Annotated in this window: 19 protein-coding genes, 1 tRNA gene and 1 pseudogene; 15 read left to right on the forward strand and 6 right to left on the reverse strand. The window is 63.5% G+C overall.

The features are described 5' to 3' along the window. Window positions 1-84: 84 nt before the first annotated feature. A complete protein-coding gene (locus tag ACSFC5_RS02875) occupies window positions 85-279 on the forward strand; it encodes a hypothetical protein (protein ID WP_440763759.1) in 195 nt (64 codons plus the stop codon). Window positions 280-382: 103 nt separating this feature from the next. On the opposite strand, the gene ACSFC5_RS02880 is transcribed toward ACSFC5_RS02875, so the two are convergent. The 4 genes from ACSFC5_RS02880 to ACSFC5_RS02895 form a co-directional block, all read right to left on the reverse strand. Then, window positions 383-760, reverse strand: coding sequence for a DUF7344 domain-containing protein (locus ACSFC5_RS02880; protein ID WP_440763760.1), 378 nt, complete (start codon window positions 758-760; stop codon window positions 383-385). Between the two features lie 129 nt (window positions 761-889). Then, window positions 890-1,477, reverse strand: coding sequence for a cysteine hydrolase family protein (locus tag ACSFC5_RS02885; RefSeq protein ID WP_440763761.1), 588 nt, complete (start codon window positions 1,475-1,477; stop codon window positions 890-892). Next, window positions 1,477-2,274: a YqcI/YcgG family protein gene (locus ACSFC5_RS02890; protein WP_440763762.1), complete on the reverse strand. Its 798-nt coding sequence runs from the start codon at window positions 2,272-2,274 to the stop codon at window positions 1,477-1,479. Before ACSFC5_RS02890 ends, ACSFC5_RS02885 begins: the two co-directional genes overlap by 1 nt. Window positions 2,275-2,364: 90 nt before the next feature. After that, window positions 2,365-2,838, reverse strand: coding sequence for an MOSC domain-containing protein (locus tag ACSFC5_RS02895; protein ID WP_440763763.1), 474 nt, complete (start codon window positions 2,836-2,838; stop codon window positions 2,365-2,367). 91 nt (window positions 2,839-2,929) lie between these two features. Here ACSFC5_RS02895 and ACSFC5_RS02900 point away from each other — a divergent pair, with 91 nt between their 5' ends. After that, window positions 2,930-3,220 carry a UPF0175 family protein gene (locus tag ACSFC5_RS02900; RefSeq protein ID WP_440763764.1) on the forward strand — a complete coding sequence of 97 codons (291 nt, stop codon included), beginning with the start codon at window positions 2,930-2,932 and terminating at the stop codon, window positions 3,218-3,220. Further along, window positions 3,221-3,733 carry a PIN domain-containing protein gene (locus tag ACSFC5_RS02905; protein WP_440763765.1) on the forward strand — a complete coding sequence of 171 codons (513 nt, stop codon included), beginning with the start codon at window positions 3,221-3,223 and terminating at the stop codon, window positions 3,731-3,733. It begins immediately after the preceding gene. 2 nt (window positions 3,734-3,735) lie between these two features. Here ACSFC5_RS02905 and ACSFC5_RS02910 read toward each other — a convergent pair whose 3' ends face one another. Next, complete coding sequence (locus ACSFC5_RS02910; RefSeq protein ID WP_440763766.1) at window positions 3,736-4,476, reverse strand: SDR family NAD(P)-dependent oxidoreductase; 741 nt, start codon at window positions 4,474-4,476, stop codon at window positions 3,736-3,738. Window positions 4,477-4,626: 150 nt separating this feature from the next. Here ACSFC5_RS02910 and ACSFC5_RS02915 point away from each other — a divergent pair, with 150 nt between their 5' ends. The 11 genes from ACSFC5_RS02915 (at window position 4,627) to ACSFC5_RS02965 (ending at window position 14,324) form a co-directional block, all read left to right on the forward strand. Continuing rightward, window positions 4,627-5,091, forward strand: coding sequence for a universal stress protein (locus tag ACSFC5_RS02915; protein ID WP_440763767.1), 465 nt, complete (start codon window positions 4,627-4,629; stop codon window positions 5,089-5,091). 195 nt (window positions 5,092-5,286) lie between these two features. Beyond that, entirely contained in the window at window positions 5,287-5,751 is a 465-nt protein-coding gene (locus tag ACSFC5_RS02920) for a universal stress protein (protein ID WP_440763768.1), read from the forward strand. Window positions 5,752-5,930: 179 nt separating this feature from the next. After that, a complete protein-coding gene (locus ACSFC5_RS02925; RefSeq protein ID WP_090302985.1) occupies window positions 5,931-6,902 on the forward strand; it encodes an ROK family protein in 972 nt (323 codons plus the stop codon). A 210-nt stretch (window positions 6,903-7,112) separates the two neighbouring features. Then, window positions 7,113-7,355 carry a hypothetical protein gene (locus ACSFC5_RS02930; protein WP_440763769.1) on the forward strand — a complete coding sequence of 81 codons (243 nt, stop codon included), beginning with the start codon at window positions 7,113-7,115 and terminating at the stop codon, window positions 7,353-7,355. 156 nt (window positions 7,356-7,511) lie between these two features. Further along, window positions 7,512-8,900, forward strand: a complete 1,389-nt coding sequence (locus ACSFC5_RS02935) for an LVIVD repeat-containing protein (RefSeq protein WP_440763770.1) — start codon at window positions 7,512-7,514, stop codon at window positions 8,898-8,900. Window positions 8,901-8,992: 92 nt separating this feature from the next. Further along, window positions 8,993-9,382, forward strand: coding sequence for a NifU family protein (locus ACSFC5_RS02940; RefSeq protein ID WP_440763771.1), 390 nt, complete (start codon window positions 8,993-8,995; stop codon window positions 9,380-9,382). 165 nt (window positions 9,383-9,547) lie between these two features. After that, on the forward strand, window positions 9,548-10,117 hold the full coding sequence (locus ACSFC5_RS02945; RefSeq protein WP_440763772.1) for an amino acid-binding protein: 570 nt from the start codon (window positions 9,548-9,550) through the stop codon (window positions 10,115-10,117). Further along, window positions 10,114-11,061, forward strand: a complete 948-nt coding sequence (locus ACSFC5_RS02950) for a homoserine dehydrogenase (protein WP_440763773.1) — start codon at window positions 10,114-10,116, stop codon at window positions 11,059-11,061. The genes ACSFC5_RS02945 and ACSFC5_RS02950 overlap by 4 nt, the downstream gene beginning before the upstream one ends. Before the next feature lie 521 nt (window positions 11,062-11,582). Beyond that, window positions 11,583-12,848, forward strand: coding sequence for a translation elongation factor EF-1 subunit alpha (gene tuf / locus ACSFC5_RS02955; RefSeq protein ID WP_440763774.1), 1,266 nt, complete (start codon window positions 11,583-11,585; stop codon window positions 12,846-12,848). Then, a complete protein-coding gene (rpsJ, locus tag ACSFC5_RS02960) occupies window positions 12,849-13,157 on the forward strand; it encodes a 30S ribosomal protein S10 (RefSeq protein ID WP_006090080.1) in 309 nt (102 codons plus the stop codon). It abuts the gene before it with no gap. A 462-nt stretch (window positions 13,158-13,619) separates the two neighbouring features. Next, entirely contained in the window at window positions 13,620-14,324 is a 705-nt protein-coding gene (locus ACSFC5_RS02965) for a rhomboid family intramembrane serine protease (protein WP_440763775.1), read from the forward strand. Between the two features lie 57 nt (window positions 14,325-14,381). Here ACSFC5_RS02965 and ACSFC5_RS02970 read toward each other — a convergent pair. Further along, a pseudogene (locus ACSFC5_RS02970) lies at window positions 14,382-14,642 on the reverse strand (ATP-binding protein); the annotation flags it as partial. Window positions 14,643-14,848: 206 nt separating this feature from the next. On the opposite strand from ACSFC5_RS02970, the gene ACSFC5_RS02975 reads away from it, so the two are divergent. Then, window positions 14,849-14,920 (forward strand) — tRNA-Ala (locus tag ACSFC5_RS02975). Window positions 14,921-15,113 lie beyond the last annotated feature (193 nt).

Consider the following 15,113-nt stretch of genomic DNA (forward strand, 5'->3'; position numbering starts at 1 on the left):
TAGTGAGAACATTCCTGACACGGAATATGGTCTGCTTGGACCCCAGCAATGCAACACGCAAGCACTCGGACATCGAAGCGGACAATGGATGACGAGTACTCCCTCACGCCGCCGGGCCGTTGCGACGATAGCCTTGGGCTGGTTGTTGAGACCGGCTACCTGACGCTCAGCCCCACAGTCACGATAGAGACGACCGGGTCGATAGTGCTCCAGCCACTCTCGGTGAGCGACCCCTGGTTGGTGACCGATATGCGCTGTATATTCAGCATGACTCCCTGAATATCAACGCAGATTGGTAAATTCCCTGGCGGTCAGTTCGCAGGTTTAGTTGCCGATCAGTATCGGTGAAATACTGAACAGAGACTTCTGTCTCAACCAAACCTCACTTACGATGAGTTACGACGGGACCTTCTGTACGGCGTCCATCCTGCTGTTCGGCCAATAGACTGAGATGGGGTTTTAGCTCGTCGAAACGAGGGCCTTGTAGTACGAGATTGTCACCGCGATCCCACTCGATGAATCTGTTCTCTGCCAATGTAGGAAGGTGGATGTGGTGCATACTGACCGAGTACTCATCTACTTCTACAATCGTTCGAGAACTGGATAGATGTCTCCGAAGTAGATTTTCGTCCGCTTCTGCAATTTCCCGGGAAATCCCAGATGGTTTTGGGATGTATCGGGGACTGGAGAGCAATTTGACTAGTATCTGTCGTCGGTGGCTGTCCGCCAATGCGTCAAAAACCTCATCGTGGTTGACCATCTCATATTCCACGGACCTATATTAGTCTCCCACAATATTAAGCACCTGTTGTTTTGATTAGGCGAGTGACTGAATACACCCGTTCAGTTCGCCAAAATACACCCCGAAATATCGATCGCGCAGATCGCGCTATGACTGCGACTCGAGTCCGACTACCTCCCCGGTCCGAACCACGTCCGCGAACTCGCCCTCGAGGTGGGCCAGCGCGGTCCGATGGACCGTTTCGGCGTCGAACGCCTCGCCGTCGAACCGTCGGTCGAAGGTCGCGGTTGCGTCGGCGACCACGATCGGATCGAACCCGAGGTTCTCCGCCATCCGCGTCGTCGTCGAGACGCAGTGGTCGGTCGTGAGCCCGACGATAACGACCGTTTCGAGGGCCCGCTCCCGAAGCCACTCCTCGAGGTCCGTCCCGATGAACGCGCTGTTGACCGACTTCGTCATCGTCGGCTCGCCCTCGAGCGGGGCCGTCTCGGATTTGAACGCGAACCCCGGACTATCTCCCCGCAACGGCGAGTCCGGCTCCGTGGAGTCGTGACGGACGTGGACCACCGGCCGATCCGTCTCGCGCCAGTGTGCGAGCAGGCGCGCCGCGTTCGCTTCGGCCTCGGGATTGTTTCGCTCGCCCCACCCGGAGTCGTCGAACCCGGTCTGGAGGTCGATCAGGAGGAGCGCGGCGTCCTCGAGTCGCCCCTCGCGGTCGGCGTCATCGACCACCATTACGGCAACCTCGCGGCCGGTTTCGGATGCTCCCGCGTCACCGTGAGTGGACACGTCGAGGGAGCCTGCGTCTCGTCCTCCGAAAACAGGTACTGGGGCCACTCGCGGTCGGTGTCGACGCCCCAGTCGCCGAGGTCGGCGTGCGGGCAGACGCCGTCGTACTCCTCGAGTCGGCCCTGGATGACCTCGCGGGCGTGCTGGCCGGCCTCGGTGTCGCCCGTGACGCCCATATTCTCGAACAGCGCGCGGGGCTGGAAGGTGATCTCGAGGCCGATCGGACAGTAGCGACTCTTCCGGTCCTCGTAGAACGGCGCTCGGCAGGTCGGAAACATCGGCTCGCCGCCGAGACAGAACTCCCAGTAGGGATCGTCGGGATCGGTCGGAATGTCCTCGGGCCACGGCTCGGGATCGTGGAGGTGTAGCGTCTGGAGGATGTGCCAGAGCGCGTCGTGGTACTCCCGCTCGGAGAGCGACCGCTCGGGCGGCTCGAAGAAGGTGACCAGCGACGCGCGCTCGGAGTGGTCCTGATAGATTTCGAGGTACTCGAGGATTCGATCCCGGAGCGTCAAGAGCGCGTCCGCGTCGCTCATCGAAGGGACGGCGGTGTAGAGCGGGTCGCCCTGCTGGACGGACTCGGCGCCGAAGAAACAGGGAAACGGGGTTCCGTTTCGCTCGCCGAGCAGCCCGTCTCGGAACGTCTCCCAGTGGTCGACGACCCACGACGGCGTCTCGCCGGCCTGCACGCGTCGCTCGAGCGTCTCCTGATCCATCAGCGACTGGATGCCCGGCTCGTTCATACGTCTCCCTTCGGCCTCACGAAAATGTAGCTTCTGTTTCCGTCGGCCGCCAGTTCCCGAACATATGTGGTCGGTATTCCGTATCTGTGATCAGTCTGTCCGCTCGTCGACCCGTTCGACGGTCACGCCGGGAGTCAGGGATCCGCCCTTGAGAATCCGCGCTCGAAGCCCGCCGCGGTGGACCAGCGCCTCCCGGACGCCCTGTTTCTCGAGGTGTCGCTCGAGGTACGAACACGGCTCGCAGAGTTCGACGCCCTCGCAGACGACGTCACCGACGCGGAACTGCTCCCCGACGAGGTGGTTCAGCGCGACCCCTTCGGTCGTCACGTTCCGGCGGTGGACGCCCGGCTCGAGGCTGATGTCGTACTCGTCCGCGACGCCCTCGAGCGCTTCGCGTTCGATGAGCGTGAGGTCGCTGCCGTCCCGATCCGCGAACGTCCCGTCGGTGTCGAAGTAGCGGTCGCCCTCGAGTCCCTGGTCGGCGACGGCGCGTACTTCTTCGAACTGTTCCATCGGTTCACCCTGTTCGGGTGCGATGTGGATCGCGCGTACGTTGCCGGTCATGTGTGTCTCGTGGGGGTGACTCGAGTTATATGTAGAGGGTCCTCGTTCGGACGAGCAAAACACTTGTATGCATTGTGTGCGATGTGTACATATGGGAACGATCTCGACTCGGGTGCCCGACGAGCTCGAAGCGGAGCTCGAAGAGTTCCTCGAAGCGGAACGACTCGACCGAAGTACGGCAGTTCGAAAGTTTCTGGCAGAGGGTCTCGAGGAGTGGCGTCGCGATCGCGCACTCGAGCGCCTCGTTGCTGGCGAGGTGACGCTCGCGAAGGCCGCCGAACTCGCGGACATGTCCGTCTGGGAGTTCGCACAGTTCACGAAGGACCGTGAACAGACGTGGGTCTCGAGCGACCATCTCGAAGCCGATCTCGAGGAACTGTGAATGTGGGTGTTCGACTCGACACCGCTCATCTATCTCGCAAAAGCCGACCGACTTGCACTCGTGTCGAAATTCGATGACCAGTGCTGGATCCCAGAACGAGTGTACGCGGAAGTCGTCACGGACGGTCTCGAGGCCGGATACGCTGATGCACGTCGTATCGAACGATGCGTCGATGAGGGGATATTCGAGAGCGTCACCGCTGAGGAAACCCCGCTGACGGCCCGATTACGACAGAACCCGAATCTGAGTCCCGCAGACGTCGCCGTGCTCGCCTGTGCTGATACGTGCGATGCGATCGCCGTGATGGACGAAGCCGCCGGGCGGACTGCCGCGGAAGTCGAAGAAATCGAAACCAGAGGGACGGCGTACATCGTCCTTCTGTGTGCAAAAGAAGGGACTATCTCCGTCTCCGAAGCGCGCGAAACGATCGATTCGATGATCGACGCCGGGTGGTACTGTGCTCCTGATCTGTACGCCCGTCTCGTCCAGAAGCTTGAGTCGTTCGACACCTGACCTCAGACCGTCTCGGGCAACCAGCCGCCGTCGACCTCCACGTTTTCCCCGCTGATGTACCCGCTTTCGGGATCCAGGAAGAAGTACAGCGGCTGGATCAGGTCCTCGAAGCTCGCGGGCCGGTCTCGAGGTAACTCATCGGGGAACTCGTCGGAGTTTTCGACGACGTACGGCGAGATAGCGTTGACCGTCAGGTCGTCGCCCTGCGTGTCGGCCGCGAGCATCCGCGTGAACATCAGTACCCCGGCCTTGGCGACGAAGTAGGGGAAGTTCTTCGGGCTGACGAGGCCCTTCTCGCTCGAGGCGTAGCCGATGTTCACGATCCGGCCGTACTCGCCCTCGCGCAGGTTCGGCAAGGCGCGCTTCGAACAGAGTGCGGTGCCGTTGAGGTTGGTCTCGAGCACCCGGTTCCAGGCGTCGAACTCGATCTCTTCCCAGTGGGCGGGCGCGAAGTCGCCGACGTTGTTCACGAGGACATCGACGGGACCGAGTTCGGACTCGACGGCCCCGAACAGTCCGTCGACGCTCTCGGGATCGGTGACGTCTCCCTGCACCGTCATCGCGTCGCTCGCGCCGCGCTCGAGCGCGTCGTCGGCCACCTCGCGGGCCGCATCGGCGCTCGTGTGGTAGTGGACGGCCGTCTTCGCCCCGCAGTCGGCCGTCGCCAGCAGGAGCGCCCGGCCGACGCCCTTCGCGCTCCCCGTTACGAGCACCGTTCGATCAGCCAAATCTGGTCCGTCCATATCTCGTCTCTCTCAACGGGTTCGGCGTGGAAAAAGCGACCGGAACGACGGCCCTTGTGTGGCGTATGTGGCCCGCTGTGGCCGAACGAGACGGAACGGGACGTTCGCAAAAAACGTGGCTTTACGGTACTCCGTTGGAATAGTGGCAGTATGGAGTTAGAAACCGTCCTGCTCGCCGTCGGACCTGGCGACACCGATCGAATCGACGAACTGGCAAAATCGGTCGTCGAAGTAGCCAAGCCGGCCGACGCGACCGTCATCCTCGCGCACGTGTTCACCAGCAGCGAGTACGACGACGTCCTCACGCGACTCGAGTTCGACCGCGCCACGGACGAGATCGATCCCGACGACGTCGCTCGACGCCACCAGTCGATCATCGACCTCCGTACCGTCCTCGACGAGCACGATGTCGATCACGTTATCAAAGGTGCGATCGGCGAACACGGGCCGACGATCGTGGATCTCGCGACCAGCAACGACGTCGATCGCGTGATCGTCGGCGGCCGTCGTCGATCCCCGACCGGAAAAGCGGTATTCGGCTCGACGGCCCAGGAAGTCCTGCTGTCGGCGCCGTGTCCGGTGACGTTCGTCCGGAACGACGATCTCGAGGAGTGATCGGCGGAGTTTCGACGCGGTAGTCGCACTGCACTCTCGGTCTCCGGCGCTGTCGGCATTTCTCGACACCAGTAGTCATGTTGCCACCTCGATCTCGAAACGGCGACGAAGCCCGCTCTCGAGTCGGCTTCGTCCGGTTCGGGAATACTGCGACGACGAGAATACTTAAGCGGATGGCACCACCACTGTGATGGTATGGCGATCGATACGATACTGCTTGCTGTCGGGCCGATGGATACCGTCCGAGCGGGGGAACTCGCCGATACCGTCCTCGAGATCGCAGAGCCGCTCGATGCAACGGTCGTGATCGGTCACGCGTTCACGGAAGACGAGTACGAGGACATCCACGACGATCTCGGCTTCGACGCCCGCGTCGAGGACGTCGATCCCGACGAGGTCGCCGCCCGACGCGCACCGGTGGGGGATCTGGAGGAAATCTTCGCGGACGCCGGCGTCGACTACGAGGTCCGCGGTGCACTCGGCGAGGTCAGCAGCAAGGTCGTCGACATGGCGATTGAGGTCGACGCGGATCGGATGGTCGTCGGCGGTCGACGCCGTTCGCCCGCCGAGAAGGCCGTACTCGGCTCTGTCTCCCAGGAGATCATCCTGCAGGCACCCTGCCCGGTCACGTACTTCCGCGATCTCGACGTCATGGAGTAGCCGGTCGGTTCTGCGTTCGCCGTCGTTCGTCCGGTAGGTCGGACACCGAGCGGGCTCGAGGTCGCCGAGCGACCGATCGTGGGAGCGCTTCGGCCGTCGGTCCGACCGTTTGTAACCACTACTCGTAGTCGAGTACGATCTGTGTAGTTAAGTACGGCGACGGCGGTTTCTAGGATAGCATGGACTACTATGCCGGCGTCGATCTGGGCGCGACCAACGTCCGGGCGGTCGTCGCCGAACAGGACGGGACGACGATCGGCGCGGACCGCCGGGCGACGCCGCGCGGACCGACGGGAATCGACGTGACGGAGGGCGTCCTGCGGACGCTTCGCGGCGCGTGTGGCGACGCCGGGATCACGCCGACGGAGATCGTCGCCGCTGGAATCGGCTCTATCGGCCCGTTCGATCTTGCAGAGGGGACCGTGATCGATCCCGCGAACCTTCCCGATTCGATCGATCGGATCCCCCTGACGGGTCCCATCGAGAAACTGATCGACAGCGACGAGGTCTACCTCCACAACGACACCAACGCCGGCGTCATCGGCGAGCGGTTCCACGCCGACCGGAACCCCGACGACATGGTCTACATCACCATCTCCTCGGGGATCGGGGCCGGCGTCTGCTGTGACGGCAACGTGGTGAGCGGCTGGGACGGCAACGCCGGAGAGGTTGGTCACTACGTCGTCGATCCGCGCGGCCGCCTGACCTGTGGCTGCGGCCGCGACGGTCACTGGGAGGCCTACTGTTCGGGCAACGCGATCCCGGACTACGCCCGACTGCTCGCCGAGGACGATCCGACGATCGAGACCGACCTCCCGCTCGACGGACCCGATTTCACGGCGAAAGACGTCTTCGATCTGGCCGGCGAGGACGAACTCGCCGACTACGCGATCGAGCAACTCGCCCACTGGAACGCGATGGGCGTGACGAACGTCATCCACGCGTTCGCGCCGATCGTCGTCTCCTTCGGCGGCGCCGTCGCCTTGCACAACGAGGAACTGGTCGTCGACCCGATCCGCGAACGCGTCGCGGAATCGGTGATGACGAACGTCCCCGAGATCCGCGTCACCGACCAGGGTGACGACGTCGTCGTCGAGGGGGCGCTCGCGAGCGCGCTGACCGGCGGAACGGGTGACCGTCAACGGCTGTAGTCGTGGCTGCCGCGCGCTCGTCGATTATCGGTGGCCGTTTCTCGCTTGGTAGCCGCTCGGGGAGTCGGTTTCGGTCCACTCACACGCTGTACGATCGAATTGGCGGGGCTGTCGTTGGCGCCGAACAGGTAACCGATTCCTGTTAATTCATCGTTTCTTGTCCTGTTGGGGAGAACGCTTATTGTGGACGGTAATATCTGACCGGCCACGATGGCTACGGGGGACGACGTCCGGGGGGACTGCGAGGAGCTGTCGATACTCCTCGTCAATCCGGATTCGGTCACGATCACGAGGCACTCCGTCGAGGTGGCGCTGTGCGAGACAGAGGAGGGGTCGGCGACCGTCGACGTCGACCTCGAGTTCGAGTGGCACCAGATCTGTCACGGTTGCGGCGAGCGAAAGTGGTTCAGTTCGATGATCTGTGACGACTGCCGGGACCGACACGGCGTCTGACAGCCCAAAACGACGTTGGCGGCCCGACACACCGTCTGACGACCGTATCGAGTCGCGATCTCGGCATGGTGTTTCTCGCTCTCCGATCGGCAACCGCTCACTCACTGACCGGGAACGGACCACGCGTTACTTGAGCGGCCGGTACGAGGCTATCGTATGCAGCGGAGAGAGCTCCTCCGAACGAGCGGGGCGGTCGGAGTTACCGCAGCGCTCTCGGAGGCCGTCCTCACGGCGACGACTCGAGCCACGGCGGCCGCCGCCGAGAGCGCGCCCGACGACTACGAACCGCTCGGCCGCGTCGAGGTCACCGGGGCCGCCGAAGCCGTCGTCGGCGACGACGGGGAAACGGCCTACCTCGCCACCACCGACGGCTTTGCGACGGTCGATATCAGCGATCCGTCCGAACCCGAACTGCTCGCGGACCGATTCCCGCTCGAGGTCGACGACACGCCGTTTCGGGAGATCCTCGACGTGAAAGTCGACGGCGACCGACTGGTCGTCGCCGGCCCGGCAAACCCACATGGGGACGACGTTTTCCACGGATTCGAACTGTACGACGTGAGCGACCCCGCCGACCCGGTCCCCGTCGGCGAGCCCTACGAAACCGGCTCCCATATCCACAACTGCTTTCTTTCGGACGGCGTGCTCTACGTGGTCGCCAACGGCGAGTCGGAGAATCCGCTCGTCATCTTCGACGTCAGCGACGACGACGTCGAGGAGATCGGCCGCTGGTCGCTCGTCGATCACGAACCCGAGTGGGAGGAGGTCTACTGGTTCGCGCGGTACAACCACGACGTCTACGTCCGCGACGAGATCGCCTACCTGGCCCACTGGAACGCCGGGACCTACCTGATCGACGTGAGCGATCCCACCGAGCCCGAGTACGTCTCACGCGTGATGAACACCGACCTTGAGGAGTCGCTCGCGCTCGACGACGACGAGGCACAGATGGGGCTCCCGGGGAACGATCACTACTCGGCGGTCGACGACACCGGTGACCTCCTCGCGGTCGGCCGGGAGGCCTGGGCGACGGGCGGCGACGAACCCGACGGCCCCGGTGGAATCGACCTCTACGACGTGAGCGACCCGACCGAGCCCGAGGAACTCGCTTCTATCGATGCCCCGCCCACGGAGGATGCCTCCTACTACGGCGAGGAGTGGACGACGGCCCACAACTTCGAACTGCGCGACGACCGCCTCTACTCCTCGTGGTACCAGGGCGGCGTCAAGATCCACGACGTGAGCGACCCGACCGAACCCGAGGAACTGGCCCACTGGCGCGACACCGACGCGGCCGGCTTTTGGACCGCTCGCGTCGCCGACCCCGGCGAGACGTTCGTCGCGAGCAGTACGCCGCTCATTCCCGGCGCGGAGACTGAGGGCGCGCTGTACACCTTCCCGACCGACCTCGAACCCGACTCGAGGGCGTCCGACGGCCCGCTCGATTCGATCCCCGGATTCACGGGCGCGGCCGGCGTGGCCGGAGTCGCCGGCGGGGCCGTCGCGCTCGAGTGGCTCCGTCGCCGCGACGGCGCCGACCGGTAACCGCGCCATCGCCCGAAATCCTCAGGATCGATCCTGATGGATGGTAGCAGCTGTCAAAACCTTATTCACCGCTCGAGTCCGTAGTTCGAGTAATGACTACGTCCGACGCAGCAGCCGACGCCGATGCGGACGGCGAGCCGTCGCTCAAAGAGCGCGTCGAGTCCTGGCTCACTCGAGAGATGCCGATCATTCAGATGCACGGCGGAACGAGCGCCGTTCGGGAAGCCGACCCCGAGACCGGCGAAGTGATCATCGAACTCGGCGGCGGCTGCGAGGGCTGTTCGGTCAGCGGCATCACCTCGAGTAATATCGAGGCCGAACTCCTCACGTGGCCCGAAATCGACGAGATCACCGTCCGCGTTCCCGACCCCCGCGAGAGCCTCGGCGGCCCGGATCAGGCCGAGTCGATCATGGGGGTCGACCGCACCGAGGGCGGCCGCGGCGACTGGGGCTCCTCGAACCCCGGGAAGGATCACCTCTAAGTCCCGACTCGTTTCGGATCCCGATCGACTGCGCGATTACCCCTCGTCCGACTCGGTGTGCGCGTCGGTAACAGGGGCGGATCATTTTGGGAATTCCTATATCCTTTTACGCGCCCATTGCGGAGTCGTATACCATGACGACGTGTAGACGCTCGAAAGCAAGGGGTGACGGCAGTGAGTGACGATTCCGCCGCGGAAGAGAACGCGGAGACGGACGGCGGCGTTCGCGCCTACACCGTCCGCCTCGAACTCGTCGACGAACCCGGCGAGTTACTCCGTGCGCTCGCACCCATCGCCGACAACGGCGGGAACCTGCTGAGCATCCACCACGAACGCGGCAATATGACGCCTCGCGGGCACATTCCCGTCGAGGTCGATCTCGAGTCGCCACCGGATCGATTCGACGGCATCGTCGACGCCCTGCGCGACGCCGGCGTCAACGTGATTCAGGCCGGCGCGGAACACTACGGCGAGGAGATCAACGTCGTGCTGGTCGGCAACATCGTCGAACACGACCTGTCGAACACGCTCTCGCGGATCGAAGACGAAGCTAACGCCGTCGTCCGCGACCTCTCGCTTTCTGCACCCAACGGAACGGAGGCCGTCTCGAGCGCTCGTATCCGCCTGGCCATCGACTCCGGCCAGACCGACGCGGCGCTCGAGGCCATTCGCTCGATCGGCTCGGACAAGGAGCTCACTGTCGTCGAACCCCTCCTCGGAGGTGACACCGCATGAAACTCGCAATCCTCGGTGCCGGCGACGTTGGCCGTTCGGTGGCCGACCTCGCGGGCGAATACGGACACGATGTCGTCGCGCTCGCCGACTCTACGACTGCCGCGGTCGACCCCGATGGGATCGACATTGAGGGCGCACTCGAGCGCAAAGCCGGCGGCGACGCGCTGGGATCGAGCGATCCCGCCGACGTCTTCGAGAGCGAGTACGACGTGCTCGTGGAGGCGACGCCGACGACGCTCGGCGACGCCGAACCCGGCTTCTCGCACGTCGAGCGCGCACTCGAGGCAGACCGTCACGTCGTGTTAGCGAACAAGGGGCCCGTCGCGGAACGGTACGAGGAACTCCGCGCGCTCGAGGCCGACAGCGAAGGTTCGATCCGCTTCGAGGCCACGGTCGGCGGGGCGATTCCGGTGCTCTCGACGATCGAAGACTCGACACCGGAGGCCGTGACCGCCGTCCGGGGCGTCCTGAACGGCACCGCGAACTTCATCCTCACGCGAATGGCCGCGGAGGGACTGGACTACGAGCACGTCCTCGCGGAGGCCCAGGACCTCGGCGTGGCCGAAGCCGATCCGACGTTCGACGTCGACGGCACCGACGCTGCGCTCAAGTTCGTCATCCTCGCGAACGTGCTCGCCGACGGCGGGTTCTCGCTCGAGGACGCGACGGTCGAGGGCATCCAGAACATTCCCGGCAGCGCGCTCGACCTCGCCGCGGAGGACGGCCGAACGATTCGCCTCATCGGCGAGGCGACCCGTGACGGCGTCCGCGTCGGGCCGCGACTCGTCCCCGAAAACGGCCCGCTGGCCGTCACCGGGACGCGAAACATCGTTCAGATCGAGACGCGGAACGCGGGTTCGCTCCACTCGAGTGGCCGCGGCGCCGGCGGCCCCGAGACGGCGACTGCCGTCCTCTCCGACGTCGGACGACTTCCGCCGCTGTAGGCGGTTGGTCTGCGTCAACTCCGCGCATCGGTCGCGGTCGCCTCCGTCGACACCTCCGTCTCATTCTCGATGATCCGTGCGGTTCGCCAATCAACTCGGGAAATTTTATGGCTGTTGTTTCTTCCGCGCACGTACGTCGACGTCGAATTGGTGCTGGTGCATCACCGCCGGACTCGCCTTTTACCGCCGACCTGCCGCTCTACCGCCGATTTGCCGCTCTACCGCCGACCTACCGCTCTACAGTCGAACTTCCGCTTTCCCACCGGATCTGGCCCTTTGACGTCGTGCGGGCGACGGGAGACCGATCGGTTCGGGGTGCTGTCGGTGCTCGAACAGCGCCTTCTCGCCGCTCAGTTGCTCTCGTCGGCCGATGGAAGCCGAGAATCGGCGTCCCTACACCGTGTGAACGCTAGGCAAACCGCAAGAGGGCGACGGGTTCGGCAAAATACGCTTTCGAAATGGTTTTAACCGCAACGAGCAAAAGAGACCGATATAAGCGCCTCTGCGCGTGAGCTACAACAATGAGCGAACAACACCAGAACCTGGCCATCATCGGCCACGTTGACCACGGGAAGAGCACGCTCGTGGGACGCCTCCTGTACGAGACAGGCAGCGTACCAGAGCACGTCATCGAACAGCACCGCGAAGAAGCAGAAGAGAAGGGCAAGGGTGGATTCGAGTTCGCCTACGTCATGGACAACCTCGCCGAGGAGCGAGAGCGCGGTGTCACCATCGACATCGCCCACCAGGAGTTCTCGACGGACGCCTACGACTTCACCATCGTCGACTGTCCTGGCCACCGCGACTTCGTCAAGAACATGATCACGGGCGCATCCCAGGCGGACAACGCCGTCCTCGTCGTCGCCGCTGACGACGGTGTCGCGCCCCAGACCCAGGAGCACGTCTTCCTGGCCCGAACCCTCGGTATCGACGAACTCATCATCGGCATCAACAAGATGGACATCGTCGACTACAAAGAGGAAACCTTCAACGACGTCGTCGACGAAGTGAACCAGCTGCTCAAGCAGGTTCAGTTCCAGACCGACGACGCCTCGTTCATCCCGATCTCGGCGTTCGAAGGCGACAACATCGCCGAAGCCTCCGAGAACACGCCGTGGTACGACGGCCGTACCCTGCTCGAGGCACTCAACGACCTGCCGGCACCGGAGCCACCGACGGACGCGCCGCTCCGACTCCCGATCCAGGACGTTTACACCATCTCCGGCATCGGTACCGTCCCAGTCGGACGTATCGAAACCGGTGTCATGAACATCGGCGACAACGTCTCCTTCCAGCCCAGCGACGTGGGCGGCGAAGTGAAGACGATCGAGATGCACCACGAAGAGGTGCCGAAAGCCGAGCCCGGTGACAACGTCGGATTCAACGTCCGCGGCATCGGCAAGGACGACATCCGCCGCGGTGACGTCTGTGGCCCAGCCGACGACCCACCGAGCGTCGCCGAGACGTTCCAAGCGCAGGTCGTCGTCATGCAGCACCCGTCCGTGATCACGGCCGGTTACACGCCGGTCTTCCACGCACACACGGCACAGGTCGCGTGTACGATCGAGTCCATCGACAAGAAGATGGACCCAGCAAGCGGCGAGGTCGCCGAGGAGAACCCCGACTTCATCCAGTCGGGTGACGCTGCTGTGGTCACCATCCGACCACAAAAGCCACTCAGCATCGAGCCGTCGAGCGAGATCCCAGAACTCGGGAGCTTCGCCATCCGCGACATGGGTCAGACCATCGCGGCCGGAAAGGTCCTCGAAGTTCACGAGAAAGAATAAATGCAGCAGGCACGCGTTCGACTCGCGGGCACGAGCCCAGAAGACTTAGACGACATCTGTGACGATGTCCGCGAGATCGCGAACAATACCGGCGTCAACCTGAGCGGTCCGATCCCGCTGCCGACGAAGACCCTCGAGGTGCCGACCCGGAAGTCGCCTGACGGCGAAGGGACTGCCACGTGGGAGCACTGGGAGATGCGCGTCCACAAGCGCCTGATCGATCTGGACGCCGACGAACGCGCACTCCGCCAGCTCATGCGCATTCAGGTGCCGAACGACGTCTCGATCGAGATCGTCCTCGAAGACTAACGGTCGATTCGCGTTTTTCACCGTTTTTGCGCGTTGATTGCTGATCCGCAGCGGTAGCTGTCCGATTCATCGACTTCCTCATGAGATACCAACCAGTCCACATGCAGCGGCGCGTGCTGGGCTACGGTTCGCCGACAGCGAACCGTCTCACAAACGCACGCGAGGTCGTCGCGAGCTTCGCGAGCGACTGTTCGGAAGATGTAACACATCTTCCAGTGGATGAGTGAGAGACCGCAGGGAACGACCGAATCGGCTGGGGAGGACGTGGAAACCATTGCTGCCGGCATGAGCAGAACGCTCGCATCGTCTTCAGAGTCCGATTTCCGCATTTAGTAGCAATCCACTCGAGTCGTCGGCATCCAAATCTCGCATTCAGTAACACCCTCCTCGAGTCGTACCCACTGTTCTCACGCTCGACGGTCAGTGCGGACGCTTTTGTCGGTCGCCGTCGCAGAGACTCGTATGTCGAGGCGCTCGCGGTCGCAGTCGGATACTTACCTGCGATCCGACTCCAGTGGAGACGACGGGTCGGCCGAGGGGGCGAGCAGCCCCATCGTCGAACTGCTGATCGTCTTCGTCGTCGTCTTTGCGGCCCAACAGGTGGCGGCGATCATCGGAATCGGCCTGATGGCCGGCCTGTTCGTCCTCGCGCCGCCGTTGACGACCAACCCGTGGACGATCGTCACGAGCGTCTACGCCCACGGCGGGATCGGCCACCTGGTGTCGAACAGCCTCGCGCTGATCGTTTTCGGCTGGCCCGTGGCGCGTGCGACCACCCGACTCCGGTTCCACACGTTCTTCCTGGTGACGGGCGTGATCGCCGGAATCTCACAGATCGTCCTCAGCGGGGTCTTTGAAGGGATGCCCCTCGTCGGCGGCTGGGTCGAACAGGCTCCGGTCCTCGGCGCCAGCGGGGCCGTCTTCGCCTTGCTTGGCTACCTGATCGCTTCGAACCGGCTGTCGACCGGGGTGGCCTCGTTCGTCGACGTTCCGCAGTGGCTGGCCGCGCTCGTGTTCGTCGGGCTGGCAGTCGCGGTGACGCTGGCCACCGCCGCGCCCGGCGTCGCGCTGCTCGCACACTTCACCGGGCTCCTCGTGGGGCTAGTGGCCGGACGCGCTCGCGTGTTACACGTCGGTGGGTCGGGTGGGCGCGGCTCGAGGCTGTAGCTGGTCGAATACGACGAATCGTGGTCTGCGCTGTACGCCGTCGGATTGTGCTCCAAGTCAGTCCGTGACGATATCCGCCGGGGTGCACAGTGAGAGGTCGTCTCGATCCTCGGCGACCGCTTCTAATTCCGCCGAGAACCCGGACCGGCAGAAACAGCAGTAGTGGTGTGTCAGCTCGGTGCCCTCCGGTGGCGTCCACCGAACCTGCGCCGTCCGTCGCTCGAGAGCGGTTAGATCGCTCTTCGTCATCTCTCTGGTGGTGTACGTACACTCGCCGGCGACGAGGGTCCCGTCGCTCGCGAGTCCCACGACGCCGAGTGACGAACCGTGGCTGACTCATATCGGTCTCTCGCTGGCCACGAGGATAATAATCGCAGGTAAGAAATCACGATTATACTACTTACGATTTTACTATTTGAGTTCGAATGAGAGGCGGGACTCGAGTGCTGGGGATCGTGGTGGTGACTCTCGAGTCGTCCACGAAACACAAGCTACAAATAGAAACCGAGGTTAGGAACGGTCGAGGGCTCGTAGATCAGTGGTAGATCGCTTCCTTCGCAAGGAAGAGGCCCTGGGTTCAAATCCCAGCGAGTCCACTTCTTCACGTCGCTTCGCTCGTTCAGTCGTGGACTCGCTGTACATCGCAAACCCTTCGGGTTTGCTCAATCCCAACGAGTCCATGATTTCTGCGCGGCGAGTAAACCCGCGAGCGGCGCAAATCGTCGTCGAAACTGAGATTTGAAGCATGGAAGTCGAAGTGCGGGCGCGGACACTCCTCGAGCGATACTG

Origin of the sequence: Natronorubrum marinum, from assembly GCF_052040125.1 — an archaeon.
Taxonomy (GTDB): Archaea; Halobacteriota; Halobacteria; order Halobacteriales; family Natrialbaceae; genus Natronorubrum.